Genomic DNA, 19,505 nt, shown 5'->3' on the forward strand with positions numbered 1-19,505 from the left:
GCTTGGGTGGGGGAGCGTCGAGCATCCTCGGCGAGGTCGCCAAGTATCAGAAGTCGGGGCGCAGGACCGTCTCGTTCGCCACTCAGTTGGGCTTGGGTGGGGAAGCGTCGAGCATCCTCGGCGAGGTCCGCTCGCTCATAGACCTGAGTAACTCGGCGCCGCCGAAATATGCATCTAACGCATTCCAATTGGCTAAGTTGGCGGCAGGTGCGAGTCCTTTCGCCGGTGGCTTTGATCCGCTGTCATCAGTGGAGACTCTTAGTGCTGCCCCCGTGATCTCGTCGGCCCTAAAGCTGAGTGACCTCTACAGAGGGAGACTTTCGTTCAGCGACCCCGTGATTCAAGTTTCGGTCGAATCGGCTTCGGTAGTAGATCCTGATTCCATCGATATCGCCGCGCAAAACCTGCTCGCAAATGAAGAGGCCGCTTCGGAACTCACCAAGCTTGTAGAGACCTTCGTTAAACAGGCAGATGAAGCCGAAGGCGGGCCAGCCAGTAGGTTCAGCCCGAAAAATATCGCGCCAGGCGCACTTTTGCTCGGAGTATTGGTGTTCCTGTTCGGGACAGCGGCCGACGTGATCGGCGCCTTCAATCCAAGCTTGTCGAACTCCCTTGACAGGCAGTTCATGTACGTCTCGTTCGGTATGGCGACGGTGTACTTCTGGTATCAGGAAGGAAAGCGATAGCGGACGCCACCGCTTCGGCCTGTAAACATCCTGCACGGCTGCACCCGATTAGAATGCGTGGGCGAACGCTGACGTTTGCAATCGCGTCGAGCGATGCGTTTTCAGATACCTTGCTCCCTCGGTGATCTCTGGGCGAGCTGAAAGACGAGTGAGCTGATTCAGAACGGAAGTTCCGGACTGGTGGCACCTCGCTTGATCTTCATGATCCGTTCATGGAAGTCGCGCGATGCAGCCTCGCGGGGGTATCTGGCGCGCAGTTCTTTGTCCAGTTCGTCAGCGACTAAAAGTAGGGACGGAAGGGACTTACGGTCGGCCTCCAGGGCTGCGGTGCCCATGCCGATGGCTTCTTCGATCTCGCCGGTGCGGGCGGCGGCGACTCCGAGGGTGAGGCGTGCCTCTGCGGCGCGCATGGGGGAGATCTCGGTTCCGTCGGGGCCGGTGCTGATGCGGATCACCGATCGGGCGTGGGTGGCGGCGCGCTCGTCGTCTCCGAGGAGACGGTAGGCGTCCATCTCGTAGAAGTCCCACTTGTCCGGGTCGATGATGAAGTGGTGTTCGGGGTGGTCCGGCCGGGGTAGCCGGTCAAGGCGCGCGCGTCCGGCGTCCAGGGAGCCGCGGACCAGGCGGGCGTCTCCCATGCGCGCGGCGGCGCGTGCCTTGTGCGCGTACAACTGCACGCCGACGGAATGCGTCTGATCGGAGGCATGCCCTGCTTCGACGGCGTCGAGCATGTCTTGCCAACGGCTCTGGGTGAGGGCAAACCACGCCTCGATCTCCCATGCCCACGCCTTGATCTCGCCGTGGCCGGCCTCTTCGCCGATGCGGAGTGCGGCGGCCTTGCTGAGGTTGGCAGCCTCGCGCTGCCCGCGGTCGTATTGGACGCATGCGTTCAGCAGGAAGAGCCATCCGGCATCGACGAGAAGTTCACGGTGCTGGCGGAGGGTCATCCGGCCTTCGAGTTGCTTGGTGACGTAGTGCAGGCCGTTGCGGGTGCGCTCGTGCAGGTAGTCGGCGTCGGCGTACGGGTAGGCGCGGGCCAGTTGGTCAATGCCTTGTTCGATGGATTCCAGGGCGGCGCTGTTGATGTTCGACATCTCGGTACGGCGGAGCAGCTCGGCGACATCCCACAGACCTGCCCCACCCTGGGCAATCAAGGCGCTCGGGTCGTCCGGCTGTGACGCGGTGGCTCTCCGGCCCAGCTCCCACGGACGCGGGGCTAGTCCCGCGAGATGGCCGGGAATGCGTAGCGCGTCCACCACTTCGAGGATCTTGTAATGCTGGGTGATCCGTGGGCGAATGCCCTTGCCGTCGGTCTCCGACCGGGCCATCTTGCCGATGTGCTCGCGCTTGTAGCCGGTGGCCTCGGCGATCTTGGCGAAGCTGATCTGACCATGGAGCCGGGCCAGTCTGAAGACTTCGCCGAAGTCGTGGTTGGCGATTGCAGACCGTACGTCTGCGCGTTCCAGCACATGCGGCGGCAGAGCTGCCGGTGTCGGTGCAGCTTCGGTCATCTCACTTCCCCATCGTGATTGACCTGACGTCTCGACTTGTTTGATCTTCTCTTTCGATCTTCGTGCGCTGTCCGTCTCGCGAGTGTACCCACGAGGGGGGTCCCCACGAGAGGGGAGCGACGGCCGGGAGATGCGGGGCATCCTCGCGTGACCCTGCCGGGAGGGCCTCGGCAGGCGTGACCCGCGACGGGACCCTGTCATGGAGGCGAAGCGAGTGCGACAGCGTGAGCGCTTAGAGGAGGAACTGGACGCGTACGCCCACTGGTTCGTGGCGCCTGAGCCGTCATCGGGTGGGCACTTCCTGGCACTGACGCTCTTCGCCGAGTTCCAGGACACGGCACGCGTTGCCCGGGACATGACCGCTGAGTTTCTGCGGGGTGCTGGTGCAACCGAGGCGATCGACGATGCCCGGTTGGCCGTGTCCGAGCTGGTGGGGAACGTGGTGAACCACGCGGTGCCGGATCGGGAGCTGGCCCATCCGGGCGGCTGCCGGCGCGTTGATGTGACCTTCAAGCTCTGGCCGAAGTGGCTGTTCATCGGTGTCTCTGATGAGGACTCGACGCCTCCGGTGCTGCCGTTGGGTGACGCGTTCTCTCCGGGGCTGATGGGTGAGCTGTCGGAAGCGGTCTTGCCTGACAGCGGTCGTGGGCTGCTGATCGTTCAGCGGCTGGCGGTGGCGGTCTGGTGGACGCCGGGAGACGGGGGTGGCAAGACCGTGTGGTGCCGCTTCGACCTCAACGGTGGAGATGGCGTCAGTCCAACTTAGTGATCTCCGGGCTGTCGCCTTCGTGTTGCCCCTCGGGGCGGGCGGCAGCACGGGGCCGGAGGTGTTCCCTCCGGTGATCGGGGCGTGGCTCCCTGGGACTGTCCGCCGGGCTCCCCACTCGGCCCCGGGGGCCATGCTTCACAACCTCATACCGAGACCGGACCACCCCCGCGCCTGGCAGCAACCGGGGTGGTCCGGGAGGGGACGCAGCGGTCCCCGGTGCCTGATGGTACCGGGGCCGTCGTGCTGCTTGTCTGCCCTGGACCAAAGGGAGTTGATGATCCGTTACCTAGATCAGGGCAGAGGTGGGCAAGGTGACTGGCTCGGGTGAGAGCTGGCTGAGCGATGGCCTCGATGACGTGATGGGCATCGGCCACGGCCTGTGGGTGCCGGGAGTCGACTACGTGGCGGGCTGGCGAGAGGCTCGGGAGGTTGCCGACAGTCTGAACCGAGCGCTGCTCGGTGCGGGATTCGAGCTGTCCGATGTTCGGGCGGTCGCCTCGACGGGGGAGGACGGGCGCGGGCTCGTGCGCCTGGCGGGTTGGCCGGAGGCGGTGGACCGGCTTGCCGGGCTCTTGGAGGGGCTCGCCGACGGTGGCGGCGGTGCGGCGTGAGGGGTGTTTTCGCTGGTGAGCGCGGCACGTGGGCACGTCGTCGGCTGGAGAGACTTTGGGCAGTAGCTGCCATGGGGCGAGTGAACAGGGGGCCTTACGCTGGCCCGGCGAATCGGGCAGGTACTGGACCTGCCCGCGGTTGTGCCCGATGGGCCCCCTGTTCTTCGAGGCTCGCCCCATGGGAGCTGCGTAAAGTCTCGGAGGCCGGCGACCCCCAGGCCACCACGCCTCTGCCTGCGACGGCCGGTCGACGCTGCGACTTCTCCGGCTGGCTGCGGTGTGGGGCGTCCGGCGACCGGACGGGACCGGCGGTCACGCCGCACGCCCGGCCGGGGCGGCCGGGCGGCCCGGCGCGCCGCAGGCGCGCCCTTGAGGAAGTGAAGGCGGTTTCGACCGATCGTTGTCGGCGCTCAGGCGCGGGGGCGTCGTGCGGGCTGTTTGTCGGCGGTGATCCGGTAGGCGAGTTCGGCACGGTCCGCGCCGATGCGCAGCTCTTCGAGGATCAGCGGACGGTCGTCGGTGCCGTGGGTGACGCGGGCCATGTGCAGGATCGGGGTCGCGTCGGGGAGCTGGAGCGCGGTTCGCTCGTCGGGAAGCGGCATGCGGGCGCGTACCGTCTCGGTCCACGACAGCTTGTGTCCGGCCTGGGTGAGTACCCAGTAGATCGCTGCCGGAGGCTTGCACGGCTCCTTGCCGAGCAGCGGGACAGCCTCGGCGATCTCGAAGGGGATCAGCGTGCGGTGCATGGCACGCGTCCCGGTGCCGGGGTCGGTGAGCAGCCGGTCGCAGCCGAACAGCGCCTCTTCCTCGCCGAGTTGAAGCAACCGGCCGGAGTCCTTCGCGGTGTGGGTGCGGTAGGTGCTCGGCTCCTCCGCCTCCTGCCACACGTCGCCATTGGGCATGACGAACTTGCCCTCGCCGGTACGGCTGATGCGCCGTTCGAGAGTGAGGGCCGGCTGTCCGTCGGAGCGTACGAAGCTGCCCTTGCCGTGCCGGACATCGATCAGCCCTTCCGCGCGCAGTGCGGCGATCGCGTTGCGGACCGTGGGGCGGGAGACGCCGTAGCGGGCCATGAGCTGGGCCTCGGACGGAAGCAGGGAGTCGGGGGCGAACTCGCCGGTGAGGATCGCTTCCCTGACCGCTGCGGCCACCTGCTGGTAGAGGGCTCCGGGGCGCTGGATCTCGGTCATCTCGGCATCTCCGGGTGAGGTCGTAGGCACGTCGCACGCGCGACATCACTCGTCAGTATAAGTAGTTGCACCCCCGCCGTACAGGACTCCATAGTCGTAACTCGTAAGGACAAGTGACGTCAGTACGTTGCTGGCGTTCCGACTGGCCAGGGAGGCCAAAGAAATGCAGTCCATTCCCGTGGACACGGCGCGCTTGGGCGTACTGCGGTGCGCCATCGCGCCGGAAGCGAAGATCAGCAACCCCGAGACACAGGAGGTGAAGAAGGACCGGGACGGCAACCCCGTCTACACCGTTGCGGTCACCGTGCGGCAGGACCGGCGGCGGATCTCCGTCATCGAGATCGCCGTGACCGGTGAACCGAAGGGCATCGAGGAAGGGCAGATCGTCAAGGTCACCGGCCTGACGGCGTTCATGTGGGCCATGGGCGACCGGCACGGCGTCAGCTTCCGCGCCGACGCCATCACGCCCGTGCCTGGCGCGACGGCGCACGTCAAGGGCGGTGGCGCCTGATGGGGCCGATCCTGCTCGCCTTCGCCCTGGCCGTGCTGGCCTGGATGTTGGTCGTCGGTGACCTGGTGCGCCGGCATCGTCCGGCCTGGCACTGGTACCTCGTGGGCTACCCGGCCGCCGCGTGCCGGGTGGTGTTGACCTGGCGCAAGGTCGCCATGCTCAACGACCTCGCCGTCTCCCGTCGCCCGCCGCGCGGGCTGCTCGGGGACCTGGTGGTGAAGGGTGATCCGCTGCGGCCGGTGGCTCCGCGGGTCTCCTTCCCGCGCGCCACCCGTATGGGCCTGACCGTGTTCGTGCGCCTGCATGCGGGCCAGACCCCGGCGACATACCTGAAGGCGGCGGACGCGTTCGTGCACGCGTGGAAGGTGCACGCCGTGCGGGTCACCTCGCCGGAACGCGGGCTCGTCCTGCTGACGGCGACGGCCACGGATCCGCTGCAGCGGCCCGGTTTAGCCACGGCTCCGGCCGAACTCCTCTCCGCGCTGATAGGCGTGCTGGAGTCCGGCGGGGCGTGGGTGATGAACCTGCGGCTCGTGCCGCACTGGCTCATCGCCGGGGCCACCCGCTCGGGCAAGTCCACCCTGCTGGCCCGTCTGATCACCCAGCTCGCTGAGCAGCCCGTGGCCCTGGTCGGCATCGACTGCAAGGGCGGCATGGAACTCGGCCTGTTCGCCGGACGGCTCAGCGCGCTGGCGACCTGCCGCAGGGAAGCGGTCGCCGTGCTCTCCGCGCTCGTGGTCGACATGCAGGACCGCATGAGCGCATGCCGGTCCGCCGGTGTCCGCTCGATCTGGGAGCTGCCCGAGAAACTGCGGCCGGTGCCGGTCGTCGTGATCGTCGACGAGATCGCCGAACTGTACCTGTCCGACGGCACCCGCGAGAGCAAGGCAGAAGCAGACCAGTGCTCCACGCTCCTGCTCCGGCTGGCCCAACTCGGGGCCGCGCTAGGGATGCACTTGGTCGTCGCCGGCCAACGCGTCGGCTCCGATCTCGGCCCCGGCGTCACCGCCCTGCGAGCCCAGCTAGGCGGCCGGATCTGCCACCGCGTCAACGACCCCGGCACCGCCGAAATGACCCTCGGCGACCTCAACAAAGATGCCGTGGCCGTCGCCCAATCGATCACACCGGAGGAACGCGGCGTGGCCGTATGCACCGGCCCGGACGGCGGCTGGAGCCGCGCCCGCTCCCACCTCACCCCCACGCAAGAGGCCGTAGCGACGGCCCGGAAGTGCGCAGCCCTCACCCCGGAACTGCCCGGCCTCACGCGCGCCCTTGCGGTGCCGGAAGGAGAGGACAAGTGATCGGCGAAGGTACGGCGTTCACGTTCGCGGTGATCTTCGGGATCATCACCGTCCTCCTCGTCCGCTCCCGCGACGTCCGCGCCTGGGAAGCGGTCTGCGTCGGCCTCTTCGGCGTCTACCTCGGCCAGACCCCCGTGATCTACACCATCCACGGCCTCGTCACCTGGCTGATCAACGGCTTCTCCCACCCCTGAGCAGAAAGGACACACCCGCATGCCTATGCCCCGCGTGAGGTGCCCTCAGTGCAAGGGCGACGGAGCACGCCGCACCTGGACCGGACGACAGCGGCGCTGCCGCGTCTGCCGCGGCACCGGAACCATCCGCTAACCCCACCCCCACCCGACCCGACCACGCAAGGGAGGCGATCCCCATGAACCACGGCGCACCACCCACCACTCACCCGGCCGCTACGGCGGCCCACCCCGGAAGGTCACCACCATCACCCCGCAGATCACCCCCACTGACCGGCGCGCCGCCCTCGACCGCGCGGCGCGCCTGCGTCAGCTTTCCGAAGCAGACCGCGACGCCATCCGTCTCGCCCAAGACCCCAAGTTCGCCCGCTGGCTGGAGCAGATCACCGCCACCGGCGGCTGCGCTCATCCCGTCCACCTGTCCGGCTCGACCAGCACCCTGGACGGTGCGACCGGCGAGATCCTCCACCACTACGACACCCGCAACGAGCCCGGTGAACGGCTCCTCGTCCGCTGCCGCAACCGGCGCGCCACCGTCTGCCCGGCCTGCTCCCGCCTCCACGCCGGAGACACCTACCACCTCGTCCGTGCCGGCCTCCTCGGCGGCAAGAACGTCCCCGCCACCGTCCGCCACCGGCCCCGGCTCTTCGTCACCCTGACCGCCCCGTCCTTCGGCCCGGTCCACCGTGCGGGGGAGTTTTGCCGTCCCCGTCGCGACGGCGGAACCTGCGCACACGGTCGTCCCCTCGGCTGCCGCACCATCCACGCCCCGGACGCGCCGGTCGTCGGCCAACCCTTGTGCGCCGACTGCTACGACTACACGGGCCACGTGCTGTGGCACGCACACGCCTCCAAACTGTGGGACCGGTTCGTCATCGACGTCCGGCGGCGCCTCGCCTCCGCAGTCGGCCTCGTACAGTCCCACTTCGCCCACCACGCCCGGCTGTCCTTCGCCCGTGTCGCTGAGTATCAGAGGAGAGCGGCTGTCCACGTGCACGCCGTCGTCCGCCTCGACGGACCGAACGGACCCGACGACGAACCACCGGCTTGGGGCACTCCCGACCTGCTCATCGACGCCGTGCGCGCCTCCGCCCGGCGGGTCCTGGTCAGCACCCCCTACAGCGCGGCCGTGGGCGAGCTGGCCTTGAACTGGGGCGCCCAGGTCGACGCCCGGCCACTACGCGCCGACAGCGACGGACCCGACGATGACGCCGTGGCCGCATACGTGGCCAAGTACGTCACCAAGGGAGCGAGCGACACAGGCGCCGGCCTCGACCACCCCGTTACCACCTGGGCAGACATCGAGTCGGCACCGGTCAGCGAACACGTTCGGATCCTCATGCGCACCTGCTGGCGTCTTGGCGGCCTTCCCGAGTACGCCCACCTCCGCCTCCGGGACTGGACCCACACGCTTGGCTACCGGGGTCACATCCTGACCAAGTCCCGTGCTTACTCGACGACGTACGCGGCACTCCGCGCCGAGCGAGCCGACTACTTGGGCCACGCGGACCTGCCCGACATGGTCACCGAGCGGCAATGGCGCTACGTCGGCTCGGGCCACACCCCCGGCGCTGCCCTCATCGCGGCCGGAATCGCCGAGGACCTTGCGGAGTGCCGATGGCTCGGCCTGGGAGCAGGGCAAGAGGGGGAGTGGTGTCGATAACTGCCCTGCCCGAACGCGAACTTCAGCAGCCTGGGCGCTCGCCGCTGCCCCGGACGTCCAACAACAGGACCATGAGCCTGATTGAGAGCGAGATCGTGATCATTGACGATGACGGCACTGAAGAGCCGTTTGACCCCGCGTCTTGGTTCTCGTGAAAAGGGAAGCCGCCTCCCCGCGTGCCTCGGGAAGGCGGCCGCACTGATACGTCGCCTGTGCTGTGTCAGAAGGCTTCGGCGAAGTCGTCCTCTCGGATCACGAGCCGCTCGCGTACGTCCCTCGGGATCAGTAGGCGGAGGTGCACCTTCGGGGCTCGCACCTTCGGCACCTTCGTGCGGGTGACCTCGCATCGGATGCCGACTCGGTACAGGTCTGCGGCCATGGCTTCCATGCCGCCTTCCTGCCAGTGCTCGCGGAAGGTCTTACCTCCGTGGACGTTGACCCATCGGTCCTTCGCCGTCTCGGGGTCGATGGCTTCCAACTCCCCGATGAGTTTGTCGAGCGTCGCCTCTGCCTGCTCCTTCGTGAACCGGGTCTTCGTGTACCGGCCCCCTGGTTCGAGCTCCTTCATGTAGAGAGCGATGGATTCTTGAAGGCGCTTGATCTCCCGCCGTACCTCGGCGCCCTCGGCGTACTGGCGAACCTGTACGGGGAAGTCACCGAGGACCTTGAGCACGTCCTCCACGAGCCGCTCGTAGACCTGGTCGGGGTCGGGTGCGCCGAGTCCGCCGCTCTTGCAGTTGCGGCACCGTAGGTAGTGGTAGATCCCGAACCTGTTGTTCGTGATCTTCACGGTCATGTTCGTCTTGCAGTCGGCGCACAGGAGGACGCCGAGGAACTGAGTCGCTCCGCCGACACGGCGTGGAGGCTGGTTCTTCTTGCGCTTGTCGAGAGCGGCGCCGAGGGTCTCGAACTCCTCCTCGGTGAAGATCGGGGGAGCGACCTTGATCGGCCTGCCGTCCTTGCCGAGGATCGCTTTCGAGCGCCGTTGCCCTCCTTGTTTGTCCTCCTCCACCCGGTAGCCGAGAAGCGCAGGGTTACGGAGGCGGCGGTGGAGCGTCGCCACGGTGAGCCCCTGGCTCATGAGCCCGGACCGCTTCTGGCAGCGCACCATGAACCGCGCGGAGCGTCCTCGAAGCGCCATGCGTCGAGCCCAGTGCAGTGCCTTGTGGGCCTCGGGGTCGATGACGAGACCGAGCTTCCCTGCGTCGTCCTCACCCGTGACATAGCCGTACGCCGGCTTGCCGATGATCCACTCTTCCTGGGTCTTCGCGTAGTCCCACAGGCTCGTGACCCGGGTAGAGGTGTTGGCCGCTTCGATCTCGGCGATACCGCCGATGATCGTGACCATGATCTTCCCGGCGGTCGTCGTGAGATCAAGGCTGTCGTTCTTCGAGACCAGGTTCTTCCCGCGCTTCAGGCTCCACTCGATCATCGTCGAGAGATCAGAGAGGCGGCGTACGAAGCGGTCGAGCTTCCAGAACAGGAGCTCATCGAACTCGGGAGAGCGGTTGTTCAACCAGTCCCCGAGTTCCTTCCTCTTCCACGGCGGAACCTTCGTTGCTGACACGTTCAGGTCTGAAGCGACGCCGACGACTCGACAGCCTCTCTCCCTTGCCAGGATGCGAAGGTCGAGCTCCTGCCGCACCGGCGACGTGGTTTCGTCCGTCAGCACAGACAGGCGGACGGATAAGAGAGCCCGAGGAGCATCCCCGGGGAGTAGGGCCTCAGCCTGCTTCAACTCCTCCAGGAGCGCGAGATCCGCGTCAGTCCACTCGGCCTCGACCGAGTACTGCCTCTGGTCGGCTGCTGTGCGCTTCCGTGTTCGTGTCCCCATGCATGCGACCGTAGAGCTGGTTTTACACCTGTGTCCATATGCCCCCAGATGGACACGGCCATACAAATCGGCCCGACCGGCAAGAAGCTGCTGCCTCTGACGGTCAAGAACGCAGGTCCGACGCCGGCTGCGAGTGGTCACACCCACTGACGTGAGCGAGGCACTCGATCGGGTGATGGAGGCCCTGGCGGGGGCGAGCGAGGACGAGGTGTCCGCCGTACTGGCTTCGGTCGGCGCTTCACTTCCTCGTCCATCGGCGCCGCCGGCGTCCTCTCGGACGCCGCTGCCGGGTCCTGCAAGTGCCCCGTACATCGTCTCCGAGGTGGAATGGGTCTGAGGGCCCGCTCCGTGCCTGTGCGCGGCTGCATGACCATGCGAGCCCCCTCTCCTACAGCGAGGGGGCTCGCTGGTGTCTGGTGGCGTTTGAATGCGTGGTGGGCGCCCTGTGCGACCGCAGGGCTGCGGCGTTCGATGAGTACGACGTCGCGCCATACGCCGCGATGCCGGCCGATGCGTTCGCGCGTGCCGATGATGCGGAAGCCCGCCCTCTGGTGCAGGGCGAGGCTGCTGGTGTTCTCAGGGAAGATGCCTGACTGGATGGCCCAGATGCCCGCTGCTTCGGTCGAGGCGATAAACGCGTTCAGCAACGCCGTGCCGACTCCTCGGTTGCGGGCGTCGGGGTGGACGTACACCGAGTGTTCGACCACGCCGGCGTAGACGCACGGGTCGGACACTGGCACCGCCGCCACCCAGCCCAGCACGCTGCCGCCCTGGTCCACCGCGACGTGCCGGTGGTCGGGCAGCTTGCTGGCGTCGAAGTGTTCCCAGGTGGGCGCGGCGGTCTCGAAGGTGGCGTTGCCCTCGTCGATGCCGAGTCGGTAGATCCTCAGAACCTCGTCGGCGTGCTAGGGGCCCATGGCCACGATGCGAACTTCGGTCGCGGCGCTCACGCTTGGCTCGTCGGGGCGATCTCGTCCAGCAAGCCGCGGATGCGCTTCTCGATCTCGTCGCGGATGGGGCGGACGGCGTCGACGCCCTGCCCGGCCGGGTCGGGGAGCGCCCAGTCGAGGTAGCGCTTGCCGGGGAAGACGGGACAGGTGTCGCCACAGCCCATGGTGATGACCACATCGGAGGCCTGGACGGCTTCGACCGTGAGCACCTTGGGCACCTCGGCGGAGATGTCGATGCCTGCCTCCGACATCGCTTCGACGACGGCCGGGTTGACCGTGTCGGCGGGCGCGGATCCGGCAGAGCGGACCTGTACGCGGTCGCCCGCCAGGTGAGTGAGGAACGCTGCGGCCATTTGGGAGCGCCCGGCGTTGTGAACGCAGACGAACAGCACGGAGGGACGTTCAGCGGAGGTGTTCATGGCTGGTGTGTCTTTCTGGGCGGAGGCCGGTCAGGGGAGTGTGGGAGCGGCGAGTTCGGGTTCGCCTTGGAGAGGAACGGTTGCAGTCTGTGTGGGTGCTGGGCGTCCGAAGACGGCAAGCAGCAGCCCCAGCCCCAGCGCGGCACCCACCAGTTGGGCCACGATGAACGGGCCGAGCGAGCCGGGGGCGATGCCGGCGAAGGTGTCGGTGAAGGCCCGGCCGATGGTGACCGCCGGGTTCGCGAACGAGGTGGAGGACGTGAACCAGTACGCCGCTCCGATGTAAGACGCCACGGCCACCGGGCCGAAGTGGGCACGATTGGAGCGGGCCAAGCCGAAGATCAGCAGGACGAGTCCGGCGGTCGCGACCACCTCGCCCAGCCACAGGTGACCGGCGGAGCGGTCATGGGTGGACCAATGGACGAGCGGTTTGCCGAACATGGCGTCGGCCACGACGGCCCCGGCGATGGCTCCCATGATCTGGGCCGGGATGTAAGCGGCGACGTCCCGCGAGGTCAGTGCATCCTCGCTGCGGCGGCCGGTGAGCCAGGCGGCGAGGGTGACGACGGGGTTGAAGTGTGCACCGGAGACCGGCCCCAGGAGCGCGATGAGCACGCCCAGGCCGAAGACCGTGGCCAGCGAGTTGGCCAGTAGTTGCACGCCGACATCCCTGGTCAGCTCGGTGGCCTGGATGCCGGAGCCGACGACCGCCGCGACCAGGGCGGCCGATCCCACAGCCTCGGCGGCGGCCCGGCGGCCCAGCGGGGCGGTCACGCGTTTGTCTCGGCCGTCTGCGACGTCTTCAGGAAGGCGGCGAGCCGGTCGAGGGTGGCGGGCAGTGCCCAGTAGTAGACCCACGTGCCGCGCCGCTCGCAGTCGATCAGACCGGCCTGCCGCAGCAGCTTGAGGTGATGCGAGATCGTCGGCTGGGACAGATCGAAAGCCGGGGTCAGGTCACAGACGCAGACCTCACCGCCCGCCCGTGAGGCGATCATCGACAGCAGGCGCAGGCGTACCGGGTCGCCCAGCGCCTTGAACAGCTTCGCCAGTTCTGCCGCCTGGTCCTCGTTCAGGGGAGCGGTCACCAGCCCGGGGCAGCACGCGCCGTTCTCGTCGCTCTGTCCGAGCACCACAAGCTCTTGATTCGACATGCGTTTATGTTGACATCCTTCGATCCAACTCACAAGCTTGCATCGACGGACATCAATGCAAGTCGATGGGAGCCCTGTCATGTCCCGTGCTCAGCTCGCCCTGCGTGTCAGCGACCTGGAAGCGTCGATCACCTTCTACTCGAAGTTGTTCGGCACCGAGCCGACCAAGCGACGTGAGGGCTACGCCAACTTCGCCATCACCGAGCCCCCGCTCAAGCTCGTCCTGATCGAGGGCGAGCGCGGCGAGGAAACTCGCCTCGACCACCTCGGCGTCGAGGTCGAGTCCACCGACCAGGTCAACGCCGCCACCACCCGACTCAAGGACGCCGGCCTGGCCACCTTCGAGGAGAACGACACCTCCTGCTGCTACGCGATCCAGGACAAGGTGTGGGTGCACGGACCTGGCAAGGAGCCCTGGGAGGTCTACGTCGTCAAGGCCGACGCCGACACCCTCGGCAAGAGCGCCGACCCCAACGCGACAGGCGACGGCTGCTGCATCACCCAGGCCACCGAACCGGCCTTCGAGTCCACGGGTTGCAGCTGCGGCTGAACCGGCAGTTGGGGCATCGGCTGGCACGGTGCCTTGGCGGGGTGGTTGTGCGTAGCTACCGGCCCGCAAATGGACACCCACATCCAAATCGGCCCGACCGGCAAGAAGTTGCTGCCTCTGACGGTCAAGAACGCGGCGCCGGCACCTGCGTCGAGCGGTCACGCGCACTGAGCTGCGCGAGGCACTCGAACGGGTGGTTGAGGCGCTGGTAGGGGCGAGCGAGGACGAGGTGGCCGCTGCCTTTGCCGCGTGGCCTGTTGAGCCCCCTTCCCTGATGGGGAGGGGACTCGCCGGTATCCGGGCGCCGCGAGTGAGCCTGTCAGGAGGTGAGGATCGAGATGCCGTCTCCGAGCAGTTTCAGCCCGAGGACGAAGAACAGGACCGCCATCACGGCGACATTGTGCTGAGCTGCCCAGTTTTTCCAGCTGCCGAGCGTGGTCCTGGCCCGCTCTCCCCCGAGCAGGAAAACTCCCAGTGGGGCCAGCAGGCCGAGGGTGGCGATCAGGACGAAGATCGCCAGGGATGCGATCTGCTGACCTACCGGCAGGCCGGCTGAGCCGATCGCGGCGCCGGCGGCGATGGTCAACGGGGCGTTCTTGGCGTTGAGCGCGGCCAGGGCCAGCCCCAGTGCGAAGACCTTGACCGGCGTGAGGCGGTCGATCGCGCTCATCCACTTCGGCAGCTGAGCTTGCGAGGAATCCCTTGGGCGCCGGTGCCATTGCCGGGCGCCGAAGAGGACGAGGCACAGGCCCAGGGCGAGCTTGAGGACTCCCACCCAGGTGGCCGGGTGGTTGCGGGCGGAGGCACCTGCCGGGGAAGCGATCGCCAGCATCACCGCGCCCAGTGCCGCGAGTCCCAGGATCCAGCCGACGGTGAAGAGGACGCCGTTGAGACGTCCTCGGGGCGTGGCGAGTATGAGGATGACGGCGATGATCGGGAGGGGACTGACCGCGACGGCCGCCGCGAAACCCAGCACGTCACCGAGAACTGCGCCCATGGTTGCCTCCGCGTGAGGTCAGGGTGGCGATCCAGTTGAGTAGGGCTTGGCGCGAGAGGGTGCCCCGACCGCCTCGGCGGCGCAACGGGTCGGTGTGCGATCGGTCGCGCCACTGTCTCCACGGCCGTGCGGAAGCGGCTGCCCGGGAATGGTGACGACGACGTACTCGGCACGTCCCGCCCATTCCATCTTCCTGCGCTCGGCCGGATCTGTCCTCGGGTGCTTTTCGGGGCGGGACGGATCGGGCTGGACGCCGCAGTGCCGGACTCTCCCGGTCATCCACCTCAGGTGACCACAGTGCCCAGGACCCGGGATGCGAGGCGGTGCATCCGTGGTGAGGATTGACATGTGGGGGCGATGGCGCCTCATGTCCGGGTGCTTGGCGACCCTCGCACCGATTCGTGGCAGGAGAGTTTCACGATGACTGCGACGACAGGTGCAGCCCAGCCGGCGCGCCCCGAGCGGCCGGGCAGGTCGGATGGGGTCTGCAGCGAGTTCACCGTCTTCACCGAGATCAAGCCGGGCCATGCGGACGCGCTGCGTGAGGATCTCGCCGCGATGGCCGACGCGGCGGATGACGAGAGGGTCCATGCGGCGCTGCGCCAGATCGGCACCCTGCATGACGCACGGCATGTGATCTTCGACAACGACACCCGCTTCATGTTCGCCAGCGTCTTCGACGGCTCCTGGGACACGTACATCGACGACTTCGCCAAGACGGTGGTCGGGGAACGCTTCGACAAGGTCTTCTCGCACAGCGTGGGGTTCCCCGGCGTCAAGGATCCCGGGGTGAAGGACTGGTTCATCGCCCACCAGGCGCCCGCGGGGGTCTTCGTCAGCGCCTATCCCGATCTGACCGTTCAGCAGATCTTCAAGGACCACCGTGTGGACGACGCGTTCCAGGAGGTGCTGGACACCCCCGAGTTCCGGTCGGCCCTGGAGAACCCGGCCAACGCGGAGTTGGTGGCCACGCCTGCCTTCCGGAAGCTGTTGGAGGAAGCCTCGGCCTAGCGACCGATGTGGAGGGCACAAGCGATCATGAACACAGCGGACAGCGGCAGCGCGGCCGGCGTGAGCATCGAGATCGACGACGTCCAGAGCGGGGCGCTGCGTCCGAGGCCCGTGCCGTACGAGGGAAAGTTCGTCTTCCTGCGTGTCGATGACCGTCATGCCGGACGAGCCCTGCTGCGGCGGCTGCTCCCGGTGACCTCGGGTGGTCTGCCCAGCGCGGACCGGAGCCAGGATGCCTGGGTCGCTGTGGCGTTCACCTACGAGGGGCTGAGGGCCCTGGGGGTGCCCCAGGAGTCGCTGGACAGCTTTCCGCGAGCGTTTCGTGAGGGCATGGCCGCTCGGGCGGAGCTGATCGGCGACGTGGGCGAGAGCGCGCCGGCCCATTGGGAGGCACCGTTCGGAACGGGCGATGTCCACATCGCGTTGAGTGCCCTCTCCTCCGATACGGCACAGCTGGACAAGGAGCTGGAGCGGGCCCGTGTCGCCTTCGAGGAGACACCCGGTGTCCGGGTGATCTGGCAGCAGGACGTCCACCAGCTCCCGACCGGGCGCACCACCTTCGGCTTCCGTGACGGCATCAGCCATCCGAACATCGAGGGCGTCGGACTGCCCGGTTCCAACCCGCGGGAGGCCCCCATCAAGGCCGGCGAGTTCATCCTCGGCTACCCCGATGAAACCGGCAGCCTGCCGCCCATGCCCAGCCCCGATGTGCTGGGGCGCAATGGGACCTACGCGGCTGTCCGCAAGATCCACACCAACGTGGCGGCCTGGCGCCGGTACCTGCGCGCGAACAGTTCCAGCGCCGAGGAGGAGGCACTCCTGGCGGCGAAGATGGTCGGGCGCTGGCCGAGCGGAGCGCCGTTGACGCTGACCCCGGAGCACGATGATCCGGAGCTGGCGGCCGATGCGCACCGCGTCAACGACTTCCTGTACCGGGAGAACGACGACCGGGGGTACCGGTGCCCCGCCGGTGCGCACATCCGGCGTACCAACCCTCGTGATTCCACCATCATCGGCGATGCGCGGATGCACCGCCTCATCCGCCGTGGGACCACCTACGGCCCGCCGCTGCCGGAGGGCGTGCTCGAGGACGACGGCGCCGACCGGGGCCTGGTCGGAGTCTTCCTCGGGGCCCATCTGGAACGGCAGTTTGAGTTCATCAAGGCCGAATGGGTCAACGACGGCAATTTCATCGGCTACCCCGGCGAGAAGGACCCGGTGGCCGGGCATCACGGCGGAACCGGCAGCGTCACCATCCCGGAGAAGCCGGTCCGGCGCCGTCTGCGGAACCTGCCCAGCTTCGTGGTCACCCGGGGCGGCGAGTACTGCTTCGTGCCGGGGCTGCGCGCTGTGCGCTGGCTCGCCGAACTGGAGGGCTGAGGGCAATTTCCTGCCCCTGAGGTGCGATCACGGTCTCCGGGAGGAGAGGTCGAAGTCATGGCCGCACAGTTCGTCCGCTACACGCCTGACGTCGAAGACGACGACCCGGACTTCGACCGCAACGTGCAGACGGTGATCGAGAAGACCGAGAGCTACATCGCCGAATCGGTCGAGGCCGGCGGCACCGGCCGGGCCCTTCGCGACGCCCATGCCAAGGGCTACGGGCTGGTCCGAGGGGAAGTGGAGATCCTGGACGGGCTGCCCCCCGAGTACGCCCAAGGAATCTACGCGACTCCGGGAACCCACGATGCGCTCATCCGCTTCTCCAACGGCTCGCCTCACGCCGGAGCCGACGCGCGGCTGGGCGCCGCCACCGGACTGGCGCTGAAGATGTTCGACATCCCCGGCCCGACCCTGCTGGAAGACGAACCGGACACGGGCACATTCGACTACGCCAACATCAACGGACCGATTTTCTTCTGCAACACAGTCGAGCACTACCTGTTCATCCAGGAACTGTTCCTGACCGCGCCGTCCTATTTCTCCCAGGGCCGTCCCGGAGCACATCGCTTCTTCACCGAGTTCGTGACCGGAAAGGGGACACTGGACCAGGACAACTGGGCGTGGGACGAGTTCCTGGCCTTCCTGCGTCTGTCCAAGACCCCTCCGGCGAACCTGCTGCTTTCGAGTTACTGGACGATGGGCGCGGTCCGGCACGGGGACTACATCGCCAAGGTGCGCATCACCCCCGAACCGTCCTCCGCTGCCGCGGTGGTCCGGCGTGCCATCGACCCGACCTCGGGGGTGGAGGTCTTCCGACCGGCCCTGCAAGCCGAGTTGCAGGAGCGGCCCTACGCCTTCGACATCCAGGTCCAGCTCTGCACCGACCTGGAGCGCATGCCGGTGGAGGACACCACCGTGGAGTGGCCCGAGCAGCTCTCGCCGTCCGTCACCGTGGCCAAGCTGCGGCTGCCGCGGCAGGACATCTCCGAGCCGGGGAATCTGGAGAAGATGGACGCACTGTCCTTCACGCCCTGGCGGGTCACCGCCGAGCACGCGCCCCTGGGCAACATCATGCGGGCCCGCAAGGAGGTCTACCGGCGATCCTCCCTGGCGCGCCACAAGCTCAACCAACAGTCGCGCACGGAGTCGCGAAGCGTCGACGAAGTACTTGGCCCGGCCCAATGAGGCCGACTGATGCAACGGCAAGCGCCCTCGACCGCCATCAAGTTGCTGCCTCTGACGGTCGGGAACGCGGCCCCGGCACCTGCGTCGAGCGGTCACGCGCACTGAGCTGCGCGAGGTACTCGTGTCCGGCTGCGTAGCCGGTTGAGCCCCTTCCCTGCCGGGAGGGGGCTTCAACGTGTTTGAGAAGTGGGGAACCGGTCAGATCAAGGCCGGAAACGAGTGGCTGCGGTGTGTGGCGGATTGTTTATATGACCTGTCACTTGCCGATCAATCGCTTGAGGTGTGAAGCCACTTGAAGAAGGTTCTGACCGCAATCGCCGTCGCTGTCATGGGTGTCACGATGTTCGGCGGAAATGCCCAGGCGGTGGATGTCACTCCGTTCAGCGCCACGAACTGCACCGGAAACGCGGGATCCACGGACGGGTCCGGGTCGGTTTGTATCACGGTGAACGGGACCGGGCTCAAGGTGGACAGCTTCTACCTGTCCAAGCAGTCGAACAACCGGGCCTGGACCGATTACGCGCACATCGACTTCACGGACGGGTCGGGCGGTTTTATGAGCCAAACCGTCAGCGCCGCGCGGGTAGAGAAGAAGACGGTCGGAACCACCTGGGGGCTTTCGGCGGCGGACGGCAGCAAGATCTGCGGGTATTGGCACAATTACCCGGGGACCAAGGCCTGCGCGACGATTCACAAGTAAGGCGATTCACGAGTGATCCGAGGCGCAGCGCGGGCGGAGCGGGCCGGTTCGGTCCGCTCCGTCGTCGTGTGCGGCGGGGTTGTCGTGTGCGGCCAGAGGGGGATCGGGGTCCGGCCTCTGCGGATTCCTGCCGAGTGACGTGTGGGCCTCGTGGATCCGGCGGGAGCGCCGCCGCGTCCTCTCGGGTATGGAACTGGAGAAGCGGGGGGCCGGGGAGCGGCCGCCCGAGGGGTGCCTCGTGGTGGCGATCCGGATGCCCGTACGGATCGTGGTGCTGGTGCTGGTCGTGCCGGTGCGTATGGCGTGGGACGCGCTCGTCGTCGGCGGGCGGTTGCTGCGCGACACCGTGCTGCGGCCGCTCGGCCGGGCGCTCGCTCGGCTCGGGCGCGTACTGGTCGTCGTACCGCTCGTATGGACGTACCGGTGGGTGCTGACGCCGATCGGGTACGCGCTCGTGTGGCTCGCGCGGAGAGCCGGGGACGTGCTGGCGTGGGTGTACGCGCGCGTGCTCGCGCCGATCGGGCGTGCGGCCGAGTGGGTGCTGCGAAGGCTCGGGCTCGTGCTCGCCGCCGTGGGAGCAGCGGTGTTCGCCGGCGCTGCCCGGCTCGTCCAGTGGCTCCTCGTGGCCCCCGGCAAGTGGTGCTGGACGTGGGTCCTCACGCCGGCCGGCCGTGCGCTCGCCCGGTGTGCGAGGGGAGTGTGGTGGGTTCTCGCGGCGGCGGCCGCCGGGGTCGGTGCGGTTCTGTGCTGGGACTGTCGTGTCCTGCTCGTCCTGCCCGCGCTCGCGCTGTGGCGGTGGGTCCTCACGCCGGCCGGCCGTGCGCTCGCCCGGTGTGCGAGGGGAGTGTGGTGGGTTCTCGCGGCGGCGGCCGCCGGGGTCGGTGCGGTTCTG

General features: G+C 67.7%; 19 protein-coding genes and 2 pseudogenes. 13 read left to right on the forward strand and 8 right to left on the reverse strand.

The genetic code is table 11. The features are described 5' to 3' along the window. Nucleotides 1–686, forward strand: a 686-nt coding sequence (locus tag ACIQMV_RS13390; RefSeq protein WP_402592749.1) for a hypothetical protein, incomplete at its 5' end; no start/stop codon positions are given. A gap of 158 nt (nucleotides 687–844) precedes the next feature. Here the strand turns inward: ACIQMV_RS13390 and ACIQMV_RS13395 are convergent. Beyond that, nucleotides 845–2,197, reverse strand: coding sequence for a tetratricopeptide repeat protein (locus ACIQMV_RS13395; RefSeq protein WP_402592750.1), 1,353 nt, complete (start codon nucleotides 2,195–2,197; stop codon nucleotides 845–847). A 199-nt stretch (nucleotides 2,198–2,396) separates the two neighbouring features. Between ACIQMV_RS13395 and ACIQMV_RS13400 the strand changes: the two genes are divergently transcribed. Continuing rightward, nucleotides 2,397–2,963: an ATP-binding protein gene (locus ACIQMV_RS13400; RefSeq protein ID WP_402592751.1), complete on the forward strand. Its 567-nt coding sequence runs from the start codon at nucleotides 2,397–2,399 to the stop codon at nucleotides 2,961–2,963. Between the two features lie 314 nt (nucleotides 2,964–3,277). Then, nucleotides 3,278–3,577, forward strand: a complete 300-nt coding sequence (locus ACIQMV_RS13405) for a hypothetical protein (protein ID WP_402592910.1) — start codon at nucleotides 3,278–3,280, stop codon at nucleotides 3,575–3,577. A 410-nt stretch (nucleotides 3,578–3,987) separates the two neighbouring features. On the opposite strand, the gene ACIQMV_RS13410 is transcribed toward ACIQMV_RS13405, so the two are convergent. After that, nucleotides 3,988–4,767, reverse strand: coding sequence for a GntR family transcriptional regulator (locus tag ACIQMV_RS13410; RefSeq protein ID WP_402592752.1), 780 nt, complete (start codon nucleotides 4,765–4,767; stop codon nucleotides 3,988–3,990). Nucleotides 4,768–4,930: 163 nt separating this feature from the next. Here ACIQMV_RS13410 and ACIQMV_RS13415 point away from each other — a divergent pair, with 163 nt between their 5' ends. From ACIQMV_RS13415 to ACIQMV_RS13430, 4 genes are all read left to right on the forward strand, one after another. Then, a complete protein-coding gene (locus ACIQMV_RS13415) occupies nucleotides 4,931–5,278 on the forward strand; it encodes a hypothetical protein (protein ID WP_281157526.1) in 348 nt (115 codons plus the stop codon). Continuing rightward, nucleotides 5,278–6,579: an FtsK/SpoIIIE domain-containing protein gene (locus ACIQMV_RS13420; protein WP_402592753.1), complete on the forward strand. Its 1,302-nt coding sequence runs from the start codon at nucleotides 5,278–5,280 to the stop codon at nucleotides 6,577–6,579. Before ACIQMV_RS13415 ends, ACIQMV_RS13420 begins: the two co-directional genes overlap by 1 nt. Then, nucleotides 6,576–6,773: a hypothetical protein gene (locus ACIQMV_RS13425; protein WP_402592754.1), complete on the forward strand. Its 198-nt coding sequence runs from the start codon at nucleotides 6,576–6,578 to the stop codon at nucleotides 6,771–6,773. The genes ACIQMV_RS13420 and ACIQMV_RS13425 overlap by 4 nt, the downstream gene beginning before the upstream one ends. 301 nt (nucleotides 6,774–7,074) lie before the next feature. After that, the gene (locus tag ACIQMV_RS13430) at nucleotides 7,075–8,433 is read left to right on the forward strand and encodes a replication initiator (protein ID WP_402592911.1); all 1,359 of its coding nucleotides are present in this window, start codon (nucleotides 7,075–7,077) and stop codon (nucleotides 8,431–8,433) included. Between the two features lie 220 nt (nucleotides 8,434–8,653). Here the strand turns inward: ACIQMV_RS13430 and ACIQMV_RS13435 are convergent, their stop codons facing one another. The 5 genes and pseudogenes from ACIQMV_RS13435 to ACIQMV_RS13455 all read right to left on the reverse strand — a co-directional run bounded on the left by ACIQMV_RS13435 (nucleotide 8,654) and on the right by ACIQMV_RS13455 (nucleotide 12,787). Next, nucleotides 8,654–10,267 (reverse strand): recombinase family protein, encoded by a 1,614-nt coding sequence (locus tag ACIQMV_RS13435; RefSeq protein WP_402592755.1) that lies wholly within the window; start codon nucleotides 10,265–10,267, stop codon nucleotides 8,654–8,656. Nucleotides 10,268–10,716: 449 nt separating this feature from the next. Next, nucleotides 10,717–11,157, reverse strand: a pseudogene (locus ACIQMV_RS13440) (GNAT family N-acetyltransferase); the annotation flags it as partial. 56 nt (nucleotides 11,158–11,213) lie between these two features. Next, on the reverse strand, nucleotides 11,214–11,636 hold the full coding sequence (locus ACIQMV_RS13445; protein ID WP_402592756.1) for an arsenate reductase ArsC: 423 nt from the start codon (nucleotides 11,634–11,636) through the stop codon (nucleotides 11,214–11,216). Nucleotides 11,637–11,666: 30 nt separating this feature from the next. Continuing rightward, nucleotides 11,667–12,410: an aquaporin gene (locus ACIQMV_RS13450; RefSeq protein ID WP_402592757.1), complete on the reverse strand. Its 744-nt coding sequence runs from the start codon at nucleotides 12,408–12,410 to the stop codon at nucleotides 11,667–11,669. After that, on the reverse strand, nucleotides 12,407–12,787 hold the full coding sequence (locus ACIQMV_RS13455; RefSeq protein WP_402592758.1) for an ArsR/SmtB family transcription factor: 381 nt from the start codon (nucleotides 12,785–12,787) through the stop codon (nucleotides 12,407–12,409). Before ACIQMV_RS13455 ends, ACIQMV_RS13450 begins: the two co-directional genes overlap by 4 nt. 79 nt (nucleotides 12,788–12,866) lie before the next feature. Here ACIQMV_RS13455 and ACIQMV_RS13460 point away from each other — a divergent pair, with 79 nt between their 5' ends. Continuing rightward, nucleotides 12,867–13,337 (forward strand): ArsI/CadI family heavy metal resistance metalloenzyme, encoded by a 471-nt coding sequence (locus ACIQMV_RS13460; RefSeq protein WP_402592759.1) that lies wholly within the window; start codon nucleotides 12,867–12,869, stop codon nucleotides 13,335–13,337. Between the two features lie 319 nt (nucleotides 13,338–13,656). On the opposite strand, the gene ACIQMV_RS13465 is transcribed toward ACIQMV_RS13460, so the two are convergent. Next, on the reverse strand, nucleotides 13,657–14,334 hold the full coding sequence (locus ACIQMV_RS13465; RefSeq protein WP_402592760.1) for a GAP family protein: 678 nt from the start codon (nucleotides 14,332–14,334) through the stop codon (nucleotides 13,657–13,659). Between the two features lie 420 nt (nucleotides 14,335–14,754). Here ACIQMV_RS13465 and ACIQMV_RS13470 point away from each other — a divergent pair, with 420 nt between their 5' ends. The 5 genes and pseudogenes from ACIQMV_RS13470 to ACIQMV_RS13490 all read left to right on the forward strand — a co-directional run. Next, nucleotides 14,755–15,345: a hypothetical protein gene (locus ACIQMV_RS13470; protein WP_253266176.1), complete on the forward strand. Its 591-nt coding sequence runs from the start codon at nucleotides 14,755–14,757 to the stop codon at nucleotides 15,343–15,345. Nucleotides 15,346–15,372: 27 nt separating this feature from the next. Further along, complete coding sequence (locus tag ACIQMV_RS13475; RefSeq protein WP_402592761.1) at nucleotides 15,373–16,725, forward strand: Dyp-type peroxidase; 1,353 nt, start codon at nucleotides 15,373–15,375, stop codon at nucleotides 16,723–16,725. Between the two features lie 57 nt (nucleotides 16,726–16,782). Then, nucleotides 16,783–17,913 carry a catalase family protein gene (locus tag ACIQMV_RS13480; RefSeq protein ID WP_402592762.1) on the forward strand — a complete coding sequence of 377 codons (1,131 nt, stop codon included), beginning with the start codon at nucleotides 16,783–16,785 and terminating at the stop codon, nucleotides 17,911–17,913. 292 nt (nucleotides 17,914–18,205) lie between these two features. After that, nucleotides 18,206–18,613 (forward strand): hypothetical protein, encoded by a 408-nt coding sequence (locus ACIQMV_RS13485; RefSeq protein WP_402592763.1) that lies wholly within the window; start codon nucleotides 18,206–18,208, stop codon nucleotides 18,611–18,613. A 187-nt stretch (nucleotides 18,614–18,800) separates the two neighbouring features. After that, nucleotides 18,801–19,505: pseudogene (locus ACIQMV_RS13490) on the forward strand (hypothetical protein); the annotation flags it as partial.

Source organism: Streptomyces sp. NPDC091412, from assembly GCF_044756885.1.
In the GTDB taxonomy this organism is placed as follows: Bacteria; Actinomycetota; Actinomycetes; order Streptomycetales; family Streptomycetaceae; genus Streptomyces.

Bases quoted from the DNA above. Each gene is read 5' to 3' on its own strand.
- ACIQMV_RS13395 (WP_402592750.1), bottom strand. From the start codon at position 2,197: ATGACCGAAGCTGCACCGACACCGGCAGCTCTGCCGCCGCATGTGCTG.
- ACIQMV_RS13400 (WP_402592751.1), top strand. From the start codon at position 2,397: ATGGAGGCGAAGCGAGTGCGACAGCGTGAGCGCTTAGAGGAGGAACTG.
- ACIQMV_RS13410 (WP_402592752.1), bottom strand. From the start codon at position 4,767: ATGACCGAGATCCAGCGCCCCGGAGCCCTCTACCAGCAGGTGGCCGCA.
- ACIQMV_RS13415 (WP_281157526.1), top strand. From the start codon at position 4,931: ATGCAGTCCATTCCCGTGGACACGGCGCGCTTGGGCGTACTGCGGTGC.
- ACIQMV_RS13420 (WP_402592753.1), top strand. From the start codon at position 5,278: ATGGGGCCGATCCTGCTCGCCTTCGCCCTGGCCGTGCTGGCCTGGATG.
- ACIQMV_RS13435 (WP_402592755.1), bottom strand. From the start codon at position 10,267: ATGGGGACACGAACACGGAAGCGCACAGCAGCCGACCAGAGGCAGTAC.
- ACIQMV_RS13445 (WP_402592756.1), bottom strand. From the start codon at position 11,636: ATGAACACCTCCGCTGAACGTCCCTCCGTGCTGTTCGTCTGCGTTCAC.
- ACIQMV_RS13455 (WP_402592758.1), bottom strand. From the start codon at position 12,787: ATGTCGAATCAAGAGCTTGTGGTGCTCGGACAGAGCGACGAGAACGGC.
- ACIQMV_RS13460 (WP_402592759.1), top strand. From the start codon at position 12,867: ATGTCCCGTGCTCAGCTCGCCCTGCGTGTCAGCGACCTGGAAGCGTCG.
- ACIQMV_RS13465 (WP_402592760.1), bottom strand. From the start codon at position 14,334: ATGGGCGCAGTTCTCGGTGACGTGCTGGGTTTCGCGGCGGCCGTCGCG.
- ACIQMV_RS13470 (WP_253266176.1), top strand. From the start codon at position 14,755: ATGACTGCGACGACAGGTGCAGCCCAGCCGGCGCGCCCCGAGCGGCCG.
- ACIQMV_RS13475 (WP_402592761.1), top strand. From the start codon at position 15,373: ATGAACACAGCGGACAGCGGCAGCGCGGCCGGCGTGAGCATCGAGATC.
- ACIQMV_RS13480 (WP_402592762.1), top strand. From the start codon at position 16,783: ATGGCCGCACAGTTCGTCCGCTACACGCCTGACGTCGAAGACGACGAC.